The organism is Caulobacter sp., from assembly GCF_039596335.1.
In the GTDB taxonomy this organism is placed as follows: Bacteria; Pseudomonadota; Alphaproteobacteria; order Caulobacterales; family Caulobacteraceae; genus Caulobacter.
Map to the genome: position 1 here is coordinate 184831 of NZ_JBCNJZ010000004.1, position 17707 is coordinate 202537.

The following is a 17707-nucleotide window of genomic DNA, read 5'->3' on the forward strand; positions in this document are numbered from 1 at the left end:
TCGTCTCCTTCTCGCTCTCCCTGACGGCGCCGCGCTTGCAGATCGTCGTTCGGGGAAACGAGCGAGGGAGACGCATCGTGTCAAAACTGGACGGTCTGGCGTTTGGGGGAACGGGACTGGCGGCCTGGTCGGCGGCCACCCTGTTCTACGCCGCTTTCGGCGGAGGGCTGCTGGAGAGCGCCTTCTGGTTCTACGCCATTAACGCCTTCGCCACGGCCGCGGTCGTGACCTTCGCCTTCCAGGCGACGGCCAAGCTGACCCATACGCCGCGCCGCAAGCGCCTGTTTCCGATGCTGCTGTTCTCGACGCCGGGCCTGGTGGCCGGCGCCCTGGTGGTGGCCCGCTATGCCGAGGTCATGCCCGGCAGCCCGGACCCGGTCAGCGTGGGCCGCTACGGCGCCTATCTGATGGTGGCCTATGTCGCCGTGGCCGCGTCAATCTTCGAGCGTGCGCCGCATAAGGCTTGAGTTCAGCTTGCGCACCTGGATGACGATCCGCTCGCGTTCGCCCGGCCGGCGCTCGACCAGCAGCCGGGCGACCTGGGCGTCGTCGTGGAAGGCGTAGCCCTTGATCGAGTCCAGCAGGGCCTTGGCCAGGTTGTCCAGATCCATCCACGGCGGCTCGCCGACATATTCCATGCCGATCTCGACGCAGAACTCGCCCCAGGCCGGCCGCGAGCCACGCCAGGACTTGCGGAAGAACTCGTAGATCAGCGGCTTGTAGTACTTGCCCTGGGTCGTCAGGCCGTCGACGATGATCGTCAGCTCGCCCCCGGCCTCGCGGGCGCGGACCTTGCCGTGGTGGGTCCAGTCGTCGTCGATCAAGTCTTCAGAGCCTCAGGTGAATCCCCCGCCGATGCAGCGGGATCAGGATCGCGGTGATCAGGCCAAGAACCAGAACCGCGCAGGCAAGGGAAGCCAGATAAGGATCGACGATGGCCTTCAGCATCAGGGCGTAGACAAAGCCCTGCGGCGTCGCCTCGGTCCCGGGCAGGATCGGCAGGCCGCCGAACACGCCCAGAAGCTGCGACAGGATGAAGGCCAGGATGGCGTTGCCGCCCAGCACGATCAGCAGATAGCCGCCGCGCTGTGCCCGCACGGCCATCTCCAGCCCGACGAACACCACCGTGGCGATGCCGCTGCTCAGCAGGGCGAAGCTGGGCGTCCAGATCCGCTTGTTGATCGGCATCACCGGATCCAGCGCCAGGCCGGCGACGATCAGACCGACACCCAGGGCCAACACCCAGCCCTTGCGTCCTTCCGTCGCCAGCCGCGCGGCGATCGCGCCCAGCAGGACGTTGACGCTCGCCGGCAGGGTCGAGAGCAACCCTTCAGGGTCATAGGTGACGCCCTGGTTCCACAGGTGCGGAACGGTGAATACCACGCGGTCGACATAGGCCGGCAGCGAGCCCTCGGCGTCCAGGCGCCCCACGCCGAAGCCCGGGACCGGCACGAAGGCGATCAGCGCCCAGTAGATCGCCAGCAGCGCCGCCGACGCCAGTCCCGCCGCCGGCAGGTTGAAGTCCAGACGACCGCCCTCCCCGCGTCCGGCGATCCACACGCAGATCGTTGTGGCCAGGGCGTAGCAAAGGGCGATCCGCTGCAGAATGCCGGGGATGCGCAGGGTCGCCAGGTCCAAGGTCGGCAGGGCGTTCAGGACCAGGCCCAGCAGGATCAGCAGCGCCGTGCGACGAGCGACCTTCAGCCATAGCGCCGGGCCGGTCCGATCGGCCGGCGTCAGGCGCGGAACCATCAGGCCGATCGCCATGCCCACGCAGGTCAGAAAGGTCGGGAACACCAGGTCGCCCGGCGTCCAGCCATGCCAGTCGGCGTGCTTCAGCGGCGCATAGACCATGGACCACGAGCCGGGACTGACCACCAGGATCATGCCGGCCACGGCCAGGCCGCGCAGCAGGTCCAGCGCGACGAGACGCTTCGACATCCTCCCCCCTTTTTCTAAGCGCCGATCATCTCCGCCAGCTTCAGCACCGTATTCCAGTTTCGCCCCGTGCCCAGGGGCGTGCGCTTGGTCTTCTTCCAGTCCCGATCCAGCACCGAGTCGGCCATGCTGATCGGGAAATCGGTGTAGAGTTCGCGCCCCACCGCCGCGAACCGCTCGGGCCCGCTGATCGCCGCCCGCAGGATCTGCTCGTCGCCGTCCGGCAGCGGCGCCTTCATGAAGGTGACGATCAGGTGGCTGGGATGGTCGGCAGCCTCGTCCGGAAACGGATTGGCGTCGATGATCGCCCGCAGGTCGGCGGGGTCGCGAACCATGAACTCGGCCCGCAGGCCGATGCGGGCCTCGAGGGCGTCCTCCAGCCGAGTTTCCAGCGCCGTCCCGCCCGGCTGGTTGCCCCACAAGACGAGATTGCCGCTGGCCAGGTAGGTCTTGGCCTCCCGGAAGCCCAGGTCCTGGGCGATGCCCAGCAGGTCCTCCTTCAGCACCTTGCGCTTACCGGTGTTGATGGCGCGCGGCAGGGCGACATAAGCGGTCATCTTGGGGCTCCTTGGCCCTGCGAAGATTGCCCTCCTGCCGCTCAAGGTCTAGACCGCCCTCGACCGTTTTTCCGGGAGATCGCCTGCATGACCGCCACGCGCACCGAGACCGATACCTTCGGCCCCATCGACGTCGCCGCCGACCGCTACTGGGGCGCGCAAGCCCAGCGCAGCCTGGGCAACTTCAAGATCGGCTGGGAGAAGCAGCCCCTCCCCGTCGTCCGGGCCCTGGGCATCGTCAAGCGCGCCGCCGCCGAGACCAACTTCAAGCTGGGCAAGCTGGACGCGGGCCTGAAGGACGCCATCGTCCAGGCCGCCAATGAAGTCATCGACGGCAAGCTGAACGACCACTTCCCGCTGGTGGTCTGGCAGACCGGCTCGGGCACCCAGTCGAACATGAACGCCAACGAGGTGATCTCGAACCGCGCGATCGAGATCCTGGGCGGCGAGATGGGCACGAAGAAGCCCGTCCACCCGAACGACCACGTCAATATGAGCCAGTCGTCGAACGACACCTATCCGACGGCCATGCACGTGGCCTGCGCGGAACAGATCGTCCACGACCTGCTGCCGGCCCTGAAGCACCTGCACGCCGCCCTGGAAGCCAAGACCAAGGCTTGGGCCGACATCATCAAGATCGGCCGCACCCACACCCAGGACGCCACGCCCCTGACCCTGGGCCAGGAGTTCGGCGGCTACACTCAGCAGGTCGCCAACGGCATCGAGCGTATCGAGAGCACCCTGCCCAAGCTGATGCAGCTGGCCCAGGGCGGCACCGCCGTCGGCACCGGCCTGAACGCCCCGATCGGCTTTGCTGAAGGCGTGGCTGAAGCCATCGCCGCGATCACCGGCCTGGAATTCACCACCGCCCCGAACAAGTTCGAGGCCCTGGCCGCCCACGACGCCATGGTCTTCAGCCACGGCGCGATCAACACGGTCGCCGCCAGCCTGTTCAAGATCGCTAACGACATCCGCTTCCTGGGCTCGGGCCCGCGCGCGGGTCTGGGCGAGCTCAGCTTGCCTGAAAACGAGCCCGGCTCGTCGATCATGCCGGGCAAGGTCAACCCGACCCAGTGTGAAGCCCTGACCCAGGTCTGCGTGCAGGTGTTCGGCAACCACGCCGCTCTGACCTTCGCCGGCTCGCAAGGTCACTTCGAGCTGAACGTGTTCAACCCGGTGATGGCCTACAACTTCCTGCAGTCGGTCCGCCTGCTGGCCGATGCGGCGATCAGCTTCACCGACAACTGCGTGGTCGGCATCGAGCCGCGCATCGAGAACATCCAGAAGGGCGTCGAGAACAGCCTGATGCTGGTCACGGCCCTGAACGGCCGCCTGGGCTACGACATCTGCGCCAAGATCGCCAAGACGGCCCACAAGAACGGCACCACGCTGCGCGAGGAAACCGTCGGCGGCGGCTACCTGACCAACGAAGAGTTCGACCAGTACGTCCGCCCGGAAAAGATGGTCTCGCCGGGCTGACGCCTGGCGAACCGACCGGATCGATGAGCGAACAGACGGCGGCGAGGCTTTCCTCGCCGCCGTTTTTTAATCGCGGCGGACGACGTCGCGCCCGATCGGGGCCAGGGCGATCTGGGCCAGTTGCAGGTCCTTGATGGCGAACGGGATGCCGATGATGGTGATCGCTTCGGACACGGCCACCAGCAGGTGGCCCAGGGCCAGCCACCAGCCGGCCAGGATGAACCAGATCACGTTCAGCACCGCGCCCAGCGGGCCAGACGCCACGCCGGTCTCGCGACGGACGATCTCCTTGCCAAACGGCCAGAACGAGAAGCCCGCGATGCGGAAGGCCGCGCCGGCATAGGGCAGGCCCACGATGGTGATGGCCAGGATCACGCCGGCCAGCAGCCAGCCCAACCCCAGGAAGACGCCGCCCCAGAGGAACCACAGCACGTTCAGGATGAAGCGGATCATGACCCCTCGCCTTCCTACTTGATCAGTTGCCAGCGACGGGCCCAGCGGGCCTTCACGACTGGGTTCAGGGCCAGCAGGTAGATGCCGGCGTAAAGGACCGTACCAATGCCGATCAGCGCCCAGGACCAGGGACCGGGCATGTGCAGCGTCGGGGCCGTGGTGATCCAGTCATGGCCCTCGGACGTGAACTCCAGCCACAGCCCCCCGACCCAGGCCAGGGCGAACAGGGTCACGATCGGATAGCGAAGGATCGGGCTGCGCTGGACCAGCAGCACCATCTGGACGAAGGCCGTCAGGGCGCCGGCGACGAAACCCGCCAGCCAGGGCCACCAGGGGCCGGGCACGAAGCGCGCGGCCCGCAGAGCGGCCCACAGCGGCGCCCACAGCACGGGGCCCAGCATCAGGATGACCAGCACCGCGCCCAGCAGCACGCCCAGGCCGCCGCCGATCACCTTGCCGGCCGCTTGACCCGCTTCGTGTGGACGGACGTTGGGATCGCCGGCGGGGTTCTCCGGCGAGGTGGCGATGACGGTCTGCAGACGCGGCAGGCGCTGGCCCGCCTTGGCGTTGGGAAGACCGCCGTAGGGAGCCTTCCGCTTGCCCATCAGGCCCGGCGGCTGACCGCGAAGTCGGCCAGGCTTTCCAGCGCCTCGCGCCAGTCGTTGGCGGGGAACACCGCCAGCGCCGCCTTGGCCTTGTCGGCATAGTCGGCGGCCAGATCCAGGGTGGCGTCCAGGGCGCCGGTGCCCACGATCAGTTCGCGGGCGCGGCGGAAGTCGGCCTCGGTCTGCTCGCGGCGGCCAATGGCGCGCTCCCAGAACTCGGCCTCGCGCGGACCCGAGCGCGAGATCGCCAGCAGCAGCGGCAAGGTCGCCTTGCCTTCGCGGAAGTCGTCGCCGGCGTTCTTACCCAGGGCCTCGGTCGTGCCGCCGTAGTCTAGGGCGTCGTCGACCAGCTGGAACGCCAGGCCCAGGTTCAGGCCATAGGCCTTGAGGGCGTCGGTCTTGGTCGCGTCGACGCCGGCCGAGACCGCGCCGGCCTCCGAGGCCGCGGCGAACAGCTCGGCGGTCTTGGCCTGGATGATCTCCAGATAGACGGCCTGCGACAGATTCAAGTCGTGGCTGCGCATCAGCTGCAGCACTTCGCCCTCGGCGATGACGCGGCTGGCGCGGGCCAGGATCTCCAGCGCCTTCATGGAGTTGGTCTCGACCATCAGCTCGAAGGCGCGGGCGAACAGGAAGTCGCCGACCAGCACGCTCTGCGCGCCGCCCCAGATCAGGTGCGCGGCGACCTTGCCGCGACGCAGCTGGCTGCCGTCCACGACGTCGTCGTGCAGCAGGGTGGCGGTGTGGATGAACTCGACGGCGGCGGCCAGCTTCAGGCAGTTCTCATTGTCCGAACCGGCCAGGCGCGCAGCGGCGACGGTCAGCAGCGGACGCAGGCGCTTGCCGCCGGCCGCGATCAGGTGCTCGGCCAGAGCCGGGATGATCGGCACGTCGCTTTGCATGCGGTCGGTGATCAGGCGGTTGACCCCCGCCATGTCGGCCTCGGCCAGACTCACGAGACGATCCACCGAACCCGGCTTACGGGTGAGGGTCGCTGCGGCTGCGTCCAAAACCATGATCTCCTTCGGCCTCCCTCAGGATGAACCGTTGCGAGGGACAATGGTGGCGGGATAGGTCACGGTCAAGGCGAGCACAAGGCCTAGAAAGCATTGGACGATCGGCAGATGACCGAGGATCGGGTTCTGGGCGGCCGCGTAACGCTGCGCCAGAAGGCCGACGGCTACAGAGCCGGCATGGACGCTGCGCTTCTAGCGGCAGTGTGCGACGCCCCGCCCGGTCAGCGGGTGCTGGAACCGGGCTGCGGGGTCGGCGGCGCGCTGCTGGCGGCGGCGATTCGGCGTCCGGGCGCGATCTTCCAGGGGATCGAGCGCGATTCCGTCGCCGCGACGCTGGCCGGCGAGAACGCTGCGCTCAACCATCTGGCCGATCGGGTCTCGGTGCGCGAGGGCGATGTCGAGGCCGGCTTCCGGGCCTTGGAGATGCCCGTCTTCGACGCGGTGATGACCAATCCGCCGTTCTTCGACGATCCGGGCGCCCTGCGCGCCCCTGCCCCCGCCAAGAGCGGCGCCTGGATGGCCGATGGCGGCCTGGCGGCCTGGACCGGTTTCTGCCTGAAGGCGGTGCGCGAGGGCGGGACGATCACCATGATCCATCGCGCCGATCGCCTGGCCGACATTCTGGAGCTGCTGGCGCCCAAGGCCGGGTCGTTCCGCATACGGCCGATCGCCCCCTTCGCCGACGCCCCGGCAAAGCGGGTGATCGTCCGCGCGATCAAGACCGGCAAGGCTCCCCTGGTCCTGCTGCCCCCGCTGGTGCTGCATGACCGCGAGGGGGGAAAGCACAGCGCCCAGGCCGAAGCCATCCTGCGAGGAGACGCGGCGCTGGGCTGGTAAGGGCCCTGCGTCCTCCGAGGCGCAGCTTGCCCTTACGGGAAGAACGGGCTTGGCAACGGCGTCAGAATAGACGCAGATACCCAGGCAGGTTCCGCCGCCGACACAGTGCTCGGCGGCCCGACCACGCCCTTCCCCCACGTTTGGATATGATTAACCGTGAAGCTTCGCGGTTAATTAGGCACCGCGTGAGAAAACTCCGTCATCAGATTGGTTCGCCAACACAGAGGGATGGGCGGGTAAATGAAATTCTCGATCGCGATCGCCACGGGTATCGTCGGCAGCTTCTTCGTCGCTCAGGCCGCTTCGGCCGCCGGCGGTTTCGAAGACCAGATGGGCCGTTGCCTGCAGCAGTTCGCCAACACCCGCGACGCCGCTCAAGTGATGCTCGAGTGCAATGCCGACGCCGGCAAGCTCTCGAACTGCAAGGTCGTCGACAACAGCGCCGCCGGCAAGGGCTTCGACAAGGCCGCCATGTGCATCGCTGAAAAGCTGCCGATGGGCGCCAAGACCGGTTCGGTGAAGGTTCCCTTCCGCTTCCCGGGCGGCGCGTAAGTCTCTCAAGGCTTAGGCCCCGAAGACAAAAAGCCCCCGTCGGTTCGCCGGCGGGGGTTTTTCGCGTCTTGAGCTCAGCCGGAACGCCCCCCCTCCCCGCGCAAAGAAAAAGCGCCGGACCTTGGGGGTCCGGCGCGGAGGAGGGATCTGGGGAGGTTTGCTAGATCCTAGAAGGTGTAGCGCAGGCCCACGACGAACTGGCGTCCGGTGTGGGTGTAGGCGTTCAGGCGGTTGTCGGTGTCGACATAGAGATCGTTGTACTCGTCCGTCAGGTTCAGGCCCTCGATGCTGAGCCGGATCTTGTCGGTGATGTTGTAGGCGACCTGGGCGTCGATATTGGTCGTCGCATTGGTGCCCTGGACGTCGTTGAAGTCGCTGCCCGGGACGCCGGTCAGGTACCTGTCGCGATAGGCGGCAGACACGCGGGCCGAGAACTTGTCGTCCTCGTAGTACAGCGTGGCGTTCCAGGCGTTCTTCGACAGGCCGGTCAGCGTGGCGTTGACCATGGCCGCACCCGGCGTCGTCGAGGTCAGATAGTCGATCTCGGAATTGACGTAGGTGTAGTTGGCCAGGAAGCCGAACTTCGACCAGAAGCCGGGCAGGAAGGTGAACGGCTGCTGCAGATTGACCTCGATGCCCTTCAGCTTGCCGCCCGGCGAGTTGACTGGCTGGGTGACCGCGAAGACCATGTCCGGCGTGGCCACGGTGCCGTCCAGCAACGAGTTGGGCAGGCCCAGGGTGTTGTACGGCGCTTCGCGACGCAGGGTCTGAACGAAGGTGTCGATGTCCTTGTAGAAGGCGCCGAAGGCCAGGATCGCGCCGCTTTCCGGGTACCATTCCAGCGAGAAGTCCAGGTTCTTGGAGCGGGTCGGCTCCAGGAAGGGATTGCCCGAGGAGTAGTTGCGGTTGGCGCCCTGGACGTTGACCGAGCCGCCCGGCGACAGGCTGCCAATGCCCGGACGGGCGATGGTCTCGGCGCTGCTGACGCGCGCGATCAGCTTCGGCGTCAGTTCGACCGACAGGTTCGCGGCCGGCAGCCACATGTCGTACTTGTTGTCGACCGTGACGAAGCGGGTGCCCGAGGTGGCGTTGGCGTAGCCGCCCGAGGCCAGCTGGGTCTCGAAGTAGCGGTAGCCGACGTCACCGCGCCACGGCAGGCCAAACGCCGTGAAGTTGAAGTCCAGCTGGGCGTAGGCGCCCTTGGTCTCTTCACGGATCTTGGCGGCCGAGCCGGTGTTCTCGCGCAGCGCCCAGATGCCGGTGTTGCTGTAGATGTTGTACTGGGCGATGTACTTGTCGAGGTCGGGGGCCAGCCAGCTGGTCACCGAGGTGCCGGGCAGGCCCAGGCCCTCGTCGAACTTGAACACCTTGCCCAGGGCGGCCATGGCCGCGCCCGAGGCGACGGCGGGCACGTCAGCGGTGTTGGTGCGCTGCCAGGCGGCCGACTCGTAGTCGAAGCGCTTGTAGTCGGCGCCCACCTTCAGGGTCAGGTTGTCGTTGAGGATGTAGTCGGCCGTCAGCTTGTAGGTCGTGAAGGCGTTGTCGACCTTCTCGGGCGTCAGGCGGGTTTCCGACGAACCGGGCACGATCGACCAGGCGTTCGGGTCGGTGGCGTCGAAGCCCAGGCTCATCTCCATCATCCGCGGACGGAAGTCGTAGGAGAAGTTGTTGGAGTCGATGCGCTCGAACGTGACGGTGGTCGCCACCGGGTCGCTGTAGGCCGACTCCGAACGGCCGGCGACGGCCTTGACCTTCAGCTTCTCGCTGAACTCATGCTCGATCGAGCCAGTGACCTGTTTGAACTTGGTGTTCAGCTCGTTGTAGCTGGACTGGCTGCGCAGATCGACGCGGTCGATATTGGCCTGGACGAGGTTGTTACCCTCGACGACGCCCGAGCGGATGATCGACTGCGGCTTGCCGGTCCCCGGACGGCTCAGGCCCAAGGCCTGCAGCTGGGCTTCCTTGCGGACGCCCTCGAAGTTCGAATACAGGCCCTCGATGGTGACCAGCGTCGCGTCGGTCGGACGGAACTGCACGGCGCTGGACAGGCCCAGGCGCTTGGACGAGGTGTCGTAGCTGGCATAGGCCGGGATCCGCGGGTGATACAGGCCCGCCTCGGCGTTGTCGTAACCCGTGACGTTCTGGTTGATCTGGGCGATCGTCTTGCCCGCGACCGTCGAGGCCGCATTCCAGCCGCCGTTCGAACCGCCGAAGGTCCAGCGGGTGATGTTGGCGCCTTCCTCGATCAGGTGGCGCTTGTCGAACGAGGCCGAGACCAGCACGCCCAGCTTGCCGTCGAAGAAGCGGTCCGAGGCCAGGACCGAGAAGCCCGGCTGGATGTCCTTGGCCAGGTCGTTGTAGCTGCCCTGGGCCGACAGAACGAGGCGACGGCCGGCGATGTCGAAGGGCTTGGAGGCGTTCAGGTCGACCGTCGCGCCCAGCGAGCCTTCATCGACCGAGGCCGAGGCCGTCTTGCGGACGATCAGGTTCGAAAACAGGTCCGACGAGAAGATGTTGAAGTCGAAGCCACGGCCGCGGTTGGTGCCGCCCGAGTTGGACGTGCCCGACGAGGTGGCGATGGCTTCCATGCCGTTGACCCGCACGCGAGTGTAGTCCGAGCCCAGGCCGCGAACCGAGATCTGGCGGCCTTCGCCCGAACGGCGAGTGATGGCCACGCCGGGGATGCGCTGCAGCGATTCCGCCAGGTTCAGGTCCGGGAAGTCGGCGATGTCCTCGGCCGAGATGGCGTCGACCACGCCGTTCTCACGGCGCTTGATGTTCAGGGCGCTCTGCAGCGAGGCGCGGAAGCCGGTGACGACCACTTCCTCGACCTCGGAGGTCTCGGGGGCCGGCGCGGGGGCGCTGGTCTGCTGGGCATGGGCGGCGCTCGCCATCGCCACGGCGACTGCGAGAGCCGAAGCGCCATAGAAGACGCGCGAACGGGATTTGGTTGACTGCATCGCTTCCACCCTTTGCTCGCCATTTGGCGGCTTTTATTCGATCGCCCGCGATACGGTCCGACCGGTTTAGGGTGAGGCTAGCCACGCCTTTGTTCCACACGCCAATTTCAATGCGGCATGGATCGATGCGAGATCGACAATGATGCGTTGTGCGGAACAGACGACGCCAACCGTCGTTCGATGGACGCAAGCCCTTGCCGCATATGGATTTCGCAAACGGAACGCGTTCTTAGCGTCGCCGATGACAACGCTGTATCCCTTCTATTTCGAGCATCGCCGCGCCAAAACGACGCATGACCGCCAGCCCTACTCCGCGTAGAGCTTCAGGGCTTCCAGGCACAGCTCCAGGCCGGTCAGGTCACGCAGGGGGTCTTGGGTCACGATCACGAATAGCCGCCGCGCCTCGCCCCACAACATCACCGTTTCGGGTAGGCCGTGGTCCTCGATCTCGCACCCATCGGCGTCGCGCCACACGCGGGCCTCGTCCAGGGTTGCGCCCAGCAGGGTGTCGACTCGCGCGACATACTCGGCCTCGACCTCGCTGGCGATGTTCAGATAGGCGAAGATCGGCCGCCCCAGGCCGGCCAGCACGCCGGCCTCGAACACCGCGGCGGTGTCGGCCGAGGGGCCGCGGAACGGGGTCAGGTTCACCACCCCCGCGTCGGCCTGGCGCAATTGCGCCATGCGACTGGCGTAGAACTGGCGCGCTTCCATCTCATCGGTCGCCTGGCCAGGCGCCATGCGGTCGGGAGCCAGGGCCTCGAGCCCCGCCTCCAGGCACAGGGCCCGCTGGCGGGCGGCCTGGGCTTCGTGATCGGGGAGCCAGGCTTCAGGGCCGGCGAGCCATAGGGAACGGACGGGACGCATGGGCCCTTAGGTCTGGTCGCGGAACCCAAGTGTCAATGTCTGGTTGGAGATGGAATGAAGTTGATCGCGCGGAGAAGCCTGCTGACAGGCGGTCTGGCCCTGGCGGCGTATCCGGTTCTGGCCGCCCCGCCCCAGCCCTGGATCGCCTATGAGCGCCGGCTGCGCGGCCTGCTGAGCGACCCGCCGGGAGGCGACTTCGACCCCGACTTCGAAGAGACCCTGCTGGACCTCAACACCCTCATCCGCCGCCGGCAGAGCCTCGCGCCGCTGGCCTTCGATCGCGGCCTGACCCTGGCGGCCCGCGCCCACGCCGCCGACATGGCCCGGACCGAGGTCTTCGACCACGTAACCACCGAGGGCTACTCCGCTGCGGGTCGCGTGGGCCTCTTGGCGCGCGACCTGGTCGGCGCGCCGGGCGAGAACATCGCCATGCGCCGTAACGCCGACGGCCTGGTGCGTCCCGAGCAGATCATGAACCAGTGGCGCGACAGCCCCGGCCACCGCGCCAACCTGCTCGCGCCCGGCTTCACCCATGTCGGCTACGGCGCGCTGCGCCAGGGCCCGCGCGTCATCGCCGTGGGCTGCTACGCCGAGGTCGCCGCCCGTCTGCCCGGCCCGGCCCCGCTGCGCGTGGCGTCCAGCGACGAGATCGCCCGCGCCCTGTCCAACGCCGCCCCGGCCATCCGCCAGTTCTCGGTCTCTGAACCCGGCGGCGAGGTCCTAACCACCACCTACATCGAAGGCCGCCCGCCCTCGGCCCTCCCCGCCGGCGCCTGGCAGCTGCGCCCCCACCTCTCCTCGGGCGAGCACCGCTACCAGGTAGCCTGGGGCCCAGTGTTCGTGTTGGGCTAAACCTCGCCTACTGCGCCACGCCCAGGGCTTCGATGCGGATGTCCACGGCGTCGCCGATCATGCCGGCGGCGTTGGCGCTGCCGAAGGCCTTGCGGCTGATCTGGCCGGTAATGGTGAAGCCGGCCTGTTTCTTCTGGTTGTTGGGCGCCGTCCCGAGCTTGTTCAGCTTGACGTCCAGGACCGCCGGCTGGGTCACGCCCATCAGGGTCAGGTCGCCGGTGACCTTGGCGGTCGCATCGCCGGTCTTCTCGACCTTGGTCGACTTGAAGGTGATGATCGGGCTCTTGGCCGCGTTCAGCCAGCGGTCGCTCTTCAGGTGCTCGTCGCGCGTGGTGTTGGCGGTCAACAGGCTGTCGACGGCGATCACCGCCTCGACGCGGGACTTCTCCGGCGCGGCCTCGTCCAGCCACACCGTGCCCTCGGTCTTGGCGAACAGGCCGATCACCGAGTTGAAGCCGAAGCGATCGATGACGAAGCTGGTCTCGGTGTGGGCGCTGTCGAGCTTGTAGGCGACCTCGGCGGCGAAGGCCGGGGCGGCCATCATCATGGAGCCGGAGATCAGGGCGGCGGCGAGCAGGCGTTTCATGGGGAGCGTCTCCGTCGTGAGCTGCGCCGAGCTTCGGCCGCTCCCTCCCCGCACGCAACCCTCAAACGAAAAGCCCCCGGCCTGGGAGGGCCGAGGGCTTCGCGGGATTACTCTGGTACTAAAAGGCGAGACTAGTTCTTGGCCTGATCGACCAGCTTGTTCTTGGCGATCCAGGGCATCATGTCGCGCAGGCGACCGCCGACTTCCTCGATCTGGTGCTCGGCCGAACGACGGCGCGTGGCCTTGAACGAGGGCTGGCCCACTTGGTTTTCCAGCATGAAGTCACGGACGAACTTGCCCGACTGGATGTCTTCCAGCACGCGCTTCATCTCGGCCTTGGTTTCCGGCGTGATGATGCGCGGACCCGTCACGTACTCGCCGTACTCGGCGGTGTTCGAGATCGAGTAGTTCATGTTCGCGATGCCGCCCTCGTACATGAGGTCGACGATCAGCTTCAGTTCGTGCAGGCACTCGAAATAGGCCATTTCCGGCGCGTAGCCGGCTTCCACCAGCACTTCGAAGCCGGCGCGAACCAGCTCGACGGTGCCGCCGCAGAGCACGGCTTGCTCACCGAACAGGTCGGTTTCGCACTCTTCGCGGAAGTTGGTCTCGATGATGCCCGAACGGCCGCCGCCGATGGCCGAGGCGTAGGCCAGGCCGAGGTCGTGGGCGTTGCCGGTGGCGTTGTGGTGCACCGCGATCAGGCAGGGCACGCCGCCGCCCTTCTGGTACTCGCCGCGCACGGTGTGACCCGGGCCCTTCGGCGCGACCATCAGGACGTCGATGGTGTCCTTCGGCTCGATCAGGCCGAAGTGGACGTTCAGGCCGTGGGCGAACAGCAGAGCCGCGCCGTCACGGATGTTGGGGGCGATGTCGTTCTTGTAGATCGCGGCCTGATGCTCGTCCGGAGCCAGGATCATGATCAGGTCGGCCCAGGCGGCGGCTTCGGCCACCGTCATGACCTTCAGGCCTTCGCCTTCGGCCTTCTTGGCGGTCGGCGAGCCGGCGCGAAGCGCCACGGCTACGTTCTTGATGCCCGAGTCACGAAGATTGAGAGCGTGCGCATGACCTTGCGAACCATAGCCTACGATCGCGATCTTCTTGTCCAAGATGCGGGCGATGTCGGCGTCGCGGTCGTAGTAGACGCGCATGTTTTTTCTCCAGGACTGGTCAATCAAGGTCGCCCGACGCAATGACGGAGCGACAAAGGCCGGGCGTTTGAGCGTTTTTTTGCCGTTTCGTCAAGCGAGAGCCGGCAGAACACCGAAATGCCAAGCGCCTTCCGGCCACGTTTTAGTCGCTCGCGCGCTGGATCGCCATGCCGGCGCCCTGGAAGACGGGTTTGCCGGCTTGCAGAACGGGGCGGAGGATCGCTCCTCCGCCCCGCCTGACCTTACCAGAAGAGACCGTAGTAGACGCTCAGGACCTGGCCACTCCAGATGTCGACCAGGAGCGCGTCCGAGCCGACCCGGACCCACTCGCAGCCGATGGGAGCCATCGGCAGGCCGTAGCGCCACGAGTCCAGATAGTACGAGCTGCCGTACCAGCCGCCCGGCAGGTAGTCGCCGAACGCCCAGCTGCGGGCGTACCAGCCGCTGGGATAGCGGTAGGCGCCGATGCGATAGCGCTGCGAGGCGCGGAAGCTGGGGCGATAGGCATAGCGGTCGTACTGCTGACGGCCCCGGTCACGATCGCGGAACTGGCCGCCATAGCCCGGACGACGGTCGTTGCGATCCCAGCCGCCGCGGTTGTCGCCGCGCCGGTCGTCCCAGCGGTTGTTGTCGCCGCGACCGCGGTTGTCGCCCCGGTCCCAGCCGCCGCGGTTGTCGTTGCGGTCGCCGCGGTTGTCGTTGCGGTCGCTGCGGCCCCGGTTGTCGTCGCCACGGTTCCAGTCGCGACCGCCGTTGTCGCGGCCCCCATTGTCACGGGGAGGCTGAGCCTGGGGCGCGGACGGCGCCGACGGGGGTTGCTGAGCCTGGGGCGGCTGTTGCGGGCGATTGTTCCAGTCCGGACGGCCGCCGCGATCACCGCCGCCGCCACCTCGGTCGCCGCCGCGATCACCGCGCGGGCCGCCTTGCCAACCGCCGCGGTCGCCGCCGCCACCGCCGCGCTCGGTCTGCTGGCCGCCGCGCTCGCGTCGCTCCTGCGCCTGGGCGCCGAGCGGAGCCGCGACACCACCCAGCAGCGTCAGCGCCATGGCGGTCGTCAAAAGACGTTTCATTTCTTGCTCCGAAGGGCCTTGAAGCGCGGCCCGGGCTTGTCCCTTGATAGCAGTGTCGGACTCGCCCGATGAACCAGGCTTGAACAAATTTAAGCGTTTGAGGAGAGCCCCGATGCGCGCGCACCCCAACGACGTCGTCAGCTTCTGGCGCCAGGCGGGCCCCGCCAAGTGGTTCGCCAAGGACAGCGGCTTCGACCAGGCCATCGCCCTGAAGTTCGAGCAGACCCACTACCGCGCCTCGATGCGCCGCTATGACGACTGGGCGCAGACCGCGGAGGGCGCGCTGGCCTTGCTGATCCTCCTGGATCAGATGCCGCGCAACATGTACCGCAACACGCCGCACGCCTTCGCCACGGACCCGCTGGCCCGGATGTTCGCCCGCGCCGCCATCGCCGCCGGCCAGGACCAGGACCCGGCCATCAGCGCCGACCTGCGGCCGTTTTTCTACCTGCCCTTCGAACACTCCGAGTCGCTGGTCGACCAGGAGTTCAGCGTCGAGCTGTTCGCCGCCCACCAGGCCGACAGCGGCGACGAGGAATCGATGAAGTACGCCATCATCCACCGGGACATCATCGCCCGCTTCGGCCGCTTCCCGCATCGCAATCCGGGCCTGGGCCGCGAGACGACCGAGGCCGAGCAGGCGTTCCTCGATGACGGCGGCTTTGCGGGTTAACGCAAGTTAACCGCACCTCAATCTTGGCGCGACCAGCGGTCGCCTGTAGGGTGCGCGCCGCAAGTCCGGGGACCATTTCGGGGAACACCACGTATGAAAGCTTTCCGCAGCGCGCTGGCCGTCGGCCTGGCGCTCACCGCCGCAACGCCCGTCACGGCTCTCGCCCAAGCCAAGGCCAGCAAGGGCCAGCAGATGCAGACCCAGGCCTCGGCCGAGGTTCCGCGCTGCTCGCGCAAGCTGGGCACGCTGTCGATCGTCGACGGCGACGATTCCTACGGCTGGACCCAATTCAACCTGGCCTCGCCGCAGAAGGTGCTGCGCGCCATCGTCCAGCGCTCGGGCTGCTTCAACCTCGTCGATCGCGGCGCGGGTCTCAGCGCGGCCGAGCGTGAGCGCAACATCGGCGGCAATCTGGGCCTGCAGCGCGGCAGCAATGTCGGCCAGGGTCAGGTCAAGGCGGCCGACTACGTGCTGGTCGCCGAAGTCCAGGGCAGCAACAGCAATGTCGGCGGCGGCGCGGTGGCCGGCGCCATCGGTGGTCTGATCGGCGGTCGCGCCGGCGCGCTGGTCGGCGGCATCAAGACCAAGAAGCTGGAAGCCAACACCGTCCTGTCGCTGACCAACGTCCGCACCACCGAGACCACCTCGGTGCAGGAAGGCTATGCCGTGAAGAACGACATCGGCTGGGGCGCGGGCGGCGGCCTGGGCTTCGCCGGCGCCGTCGGCGGCGGCTATGAAGACACCGACATCGGCCGCATCGTCACCCTGTCGTTCATCAACGCCTATTCGAAGATGATCAGCGACCTGGGCCTGCTGGCCGAAGGTGGTCCGGCCGCCGCGGCCGCGCCGTCCAAGACCTTCACGGCCACCCGCGTCGCCAACCTGCGCTCGACCCCGGCCGCGGCTGGCAAGCTGATCCGCGCCCTGCCCGCCGGCGCCATCGTCTACCCGACCGGCAAGAAGCAGGACATGTGGTGGGAAGTGGCCGACGAGAATGACAACGTCGGCTGGGTCCTGAACTCGACCCTCGAGCCGAGCAAGTAAGGTCAAGCTCCCGTAAAACGGGGAGAAATGACCGTCGATTGTGGACGCCCGCCAGGCTCGTACTGGCGGGCGTTTCGATTCGGCGGCACTCTAGGGCCCATGAGCACCGCCGTCCTCGACGCCCCGAAAGCCGCCGCCGATCATCCCGAGCGGCAGTACCTGAACCTGCTGGCCGACATCCTGGCCAACGGCGTGCAGCGCGGCGACCGCACGGGCACCGGCACCCTGGGCGTGTTCGGCCGTCAGATCCGCTTTGACCTGGCCAAGGGCTTCCCGGTCCTGACCACCAAGAAGCTGCACCTGCGCTCGATCATCATCGAGCTGCTGTGGTTCCTGAAGGGCGACACCAACATCGCCTATCTCAAGGACAACGGCGTGCGCATCTGGGACGAGTGGGCCGACGAGAACGGCGACCTGGGCCCCGTCTACGGCAAGCAATGGCGCTCGTGGGCCACCCCGGACGGCCGCTCGATCGACCAGATCGTGGCCCTGGTCGAGAACCTGAAAACCAATCCCAGCAGCCGCCGCCACATCGTCACGGCGTGGAACCCGGCCGATGTCGACGACATGGCCCTGCCGCCCTGCCACTGCCTGTTCCAGTTCTTCGTCGCCGACGGAAAGCTCAGCTGCCAGCTCTACCAGCGCAGCGCCGACGTGTTCTTAGGCGTGCCGTTCAACATCGCCAGCTACGCCCTGCTGACCCTGATGGTCGCCAAGGTCGTCGGCCTGGAGCCGGGCGAGTTCGTCCACACCTTCGGCGACGCCCACCTCTATCTGAACCACCTCGACCAGGCCCGCGAGCAGCTGACCCGCGAGCCGTTCGACTTCCCGACCATGCAGATCGCCGACAAGCGCGACCTGTTCGGCTTCGAGTACGAGGACTTCACGCTGGAGGGCTACCAGGCCCACCCGCATATCAAGGCTGAGGTCTCGGTTTGATGCTATTGCTTGGCGCTTTTTAAGCCGAACAGCCCCCAAACAATAAGGGCGTACCAGGCATCGACCAAACGCTACTGGTGCTTGGTCTAAGCCACGACATGTTATGGCTTAAACGTACGATTGCGTTT

The 17707-nt window shown here is 67.2% G+C and carries 19 protein-coding genes; 8 read left to right on the forward strand and 11 right to left on the reverse strand.

The window, feature by feature from the left end:
- Positions 1 to 77: 77 nt before the first annotated feature.
- On the forward strand, positions 78 to 467 hold the full coding sequence (locus ABDW31_RS09955) for a hypothetical protein (protein WP_343698588.1): 390 nt from the start codon (positions 78 to 80) through the stop codon (positions 465 to 467).
- Here ABDW31_RS09955 and ABDW31_RS09960 read toward each other — a convergent pair.
- From ABDW31_RS09960 to ABDW31_RS09970, 3 genes are read right to left on the reverse strand one after another with little or no spacing between them, the layout of a single operon-like run.
- Entirely contained in the window at positions 435 to 821 is a 387-nt protein-coding gene (locus ABDW31_RS09960; RefSeq protein ID WP_343698814.1) for a RusA family crossover junction endodeoxyribonuclease, read from the reverse strand. The two genes, ABDW31_RS09955 and ABDW31_RS09960, sit on opposite strands and share 33 nt — an antisense overlap.
- A gap of 7 nt (positions 822 to 828) precedes the next feature.
- Positions 829 to 1941 carry a heparan-alpha-glucosaminide N-acetyltransferase domain-containing protein gene (locus tag ABDW31_RS09965; protein WP_343698589.1) on the reverse strand — a complete coding sequence of 371 codons (1113 nt, stop codon included), beginning with the start codon at positions 1939 to 1941 and terminating at the stop codon, positions 829 to 831.
- A gap of 14 nt (positions 1942 to 1955) precedes the next feature.
- Complete coding sequence (locus ABDW31_RS09970; protein ID WP_343698590.1) at positions 1956 to 2495, reverse strand: DUF1697 domain-containing protein; 540 nt, start codon at positions 2493 to 2495, stop codon at positions 1956 to 1958.
- Between the two features lie 87 nt (positions 2496 to 2582).
- On the opposite strand from ABDW31_RS09970, the gene fumC reads away from it, so the two are divergent.
- A complete protein-coding gene (gene fumC / locus ABDW31_RS09975) occupies positions 2583 to 3974 on the forward strand; it encodes a class II fumarate hydratase (RefSeq protein ID WP_184721146.1) in 1392 nt (463 codons plus the stop codon).
- A gap of 66 nt (positions 3975 to 4040) precedes the next feature.
- Here fumC and ABDW31_RS09980 read toward each other — a convergent pair whose 3' ends face one another.
- The 3 genes from ABDW31_RS09980 to ABDW31_RS09990 are packed head-to-tail and all read right to left on the reverse strand — an operon-like array spanning position 4041 to position 6042.
- Positions 4041 to 4427, reverse strand: coding sequence for a YccF domain-containing protein (locus ABDW31_RS09980; RefSeq protein WP_184721148.1), 387 nt, complete (start codon positions 4425 to 4427; stop codon positions 4041 to 4043).
- A gap of 14 nt (positions 4428 to 4441) precedes the next feature.
- Positions 4442 to 5032 (reverse strand): hypothetical protein, encoded by a 591-nt coding sequence (locus ABDW31_RS09985; protein ID WP_343698591.1) that lies wholly within the window; start codon positions 5030 to 5032, stop codon positions 4442 to 4444.
- Positions 5032 to 6042 (reverse strand): polyprenyl synthetase family protein, encoded by a 1011-nt coding sequence (locus ABDW31_RS09990; RefSeq protein WP_184724072.1) that lies wholly within the window; start codon positions 6040 to 6042, stop codon positions 5032 to 5034. The genes ABDW31_RS09985 and ABDW31_RS09990 overlap by 1 nt, the downstream gene beginning before the upstream one ends.
- A gap of 99 nt (positions 6043 to 6141) precedes the next feature.
- Here ABDW31_RS09990 and ABDW31_RS09995 point away from each other — a divergent pair, with 99 nt between their 5' ends.
- Together ABDW31_RS09995 and ABDW31_RS10000 are read left to right on the forward strand one after the other, a co-directional pair.
- Positions 6142 to 6885: a methyltransferase gene (locus ABDW31_RS09995; RefSeq protein ID WP_343698592.1), complete on the forward strand. Its 744-nt coding sequence runs from the start codon at positions 6142 to 6144 to the stop codon at positions 6883 to 6885.
- A gap of 240 nt (positions 6886 to 7125) precedes the next feature.
- Positions 7126 to 7437: a hypothetical protein gene (locus ABDW31_RS10000; RefSeq protein WP_184721154.1), complete on the forward strand. Its 312-nt coding sequence runs from the start codon at positions 7126 to 7128 to the stop codon at positions 7435 to 7437.
- A gap of 167 nt (positions 7438 to 7604) precedes the next feature.
- Here ABDW31_RS10000 and ABDW31_RS10005 read toward each other — a convergent pair whose 3' ends face one another.
- Positions 7605 to 10397, reverse strand: a complete 2793-nt coding sequence (locus ABDW31_RS10005) for a TonB-dependent receptor (protein WP_343698593.1) — start codon at positions 10395 to 10397, stop codon at positions 7605 to 7607.
- 306 nt (positions 10398 to 10703) lie between these two features.
- Positions 10704 to 11264, reverse strand: coding sequence for a nucleoside 2-deoxyribosyltransferase (locus tag ABDW31_RS10010; protein WP_184721158.1), 561 nt, complete (start codon positions 11262 to 11264; stop codon positions 10704 to 10706).
- Between the two features lie 54 nt (positions 11265 to 11318).
- Here ABDW31_RS10010 and ABDW31_RS10015 point away from each other — a divergent pair, with 54 nt between their 5' ends.
- Positions 11319 to 12116: a CAP domain-containing protein gene (locus tag ABDW31_RS10015; RefSeq protein WP_343698594.1), complete on the forward strand. Its 798-nt coding sequence runs from the start codon at positions 11319 to 11321 to the stop codon at positions 12114 to 12116.
- Positions 12117 to 12123: 7 nt separating this feature from the next.
- Here the strand turns inward: ABDW31_RS10015 and ABDW31_RS10020 are convergent, their stop codons facing one another.
- From ABDW31_RS10020 to ABDW31_RS10030, 3 genes are all read right to left on the reverse strand, one after another.
- Entirely contained in the window at positions 12124 to 12702 is a 579-nt protein-coding gene (locus tag ABDW31_RS10020; protein WP_343698595.1) for a YceI family protein, read from the reverse strand.
- A 131-nt stretch (positions 12703 to 12833) separates the two neighbouring features.
- Positions 12834 to 13895 carry a ketol-acid reductoisomerase gene (gene ilvC / locus ABDW31_RS10025; RefSeq protein ID WP_343698596.1) on the reverse strand — a complete coding sequence of 354 codons (1062 nt, stop codon included), beginning with the start codon at positions 13893 to 13895 and terminating at the stop codon, positions 12834 to 12836.
- 200 nt (positions 13896 to 14095) lie between these two features.
- Complete coding sequence (locus ABDW31_RS10030; protein ID WP_343698597.1) at positions 14096 to 14923, reverse strand: RcnB family protein; 828 nt, start codon at positions 14921 to 14923, stop codon at positions 14096 to 14098.
- Between the two features lie 112 nt (positions 14924 to 15035).
- Between ABDW31_RS10030 and ABDW31_RS10035 the strand changes: the two genes are divergently transcribed.
- From ABDW31_RS10035 to ABDW31_RS10045, 3 genes are all read left to right on the forward strand, one after another.
- A complete protein-coding gene (locus ABDW31_RS10035; RefSeq protein ID WP_184721168.1) occupies positions 15036 to 15596 on the forward strand; it encodes a DUF924 family protein in 561 nt (186 codons plus the stop codon).
- A 93-nt stretch (positions 15597 to 15689) separates the two neighbouring features.
- Complete coding sequence (locus tag ABDW31_RS10040) at positions 15690 to 16640, forward strand: SH3 domain-containing protein (RefSeq protein ID WP_184721170.1); 951 nt, start codon at positions 15690 to 15692, stop codon at positions 16638 to 16640.
- 99 nt (positions 16641 to 16739) lie between these two features.
- Positions 16740 to 17579, forward strand: coding sequence for a thymidylate synthase (locus ABDW31_RS10045; protein WP_343698598.1), 840 nt, complete (start codon positions 16740 to 16742; stop codon positions 17577 to 17579).
- Positions 17580 to 17707 lie beyond the last annotated feature (128 nt).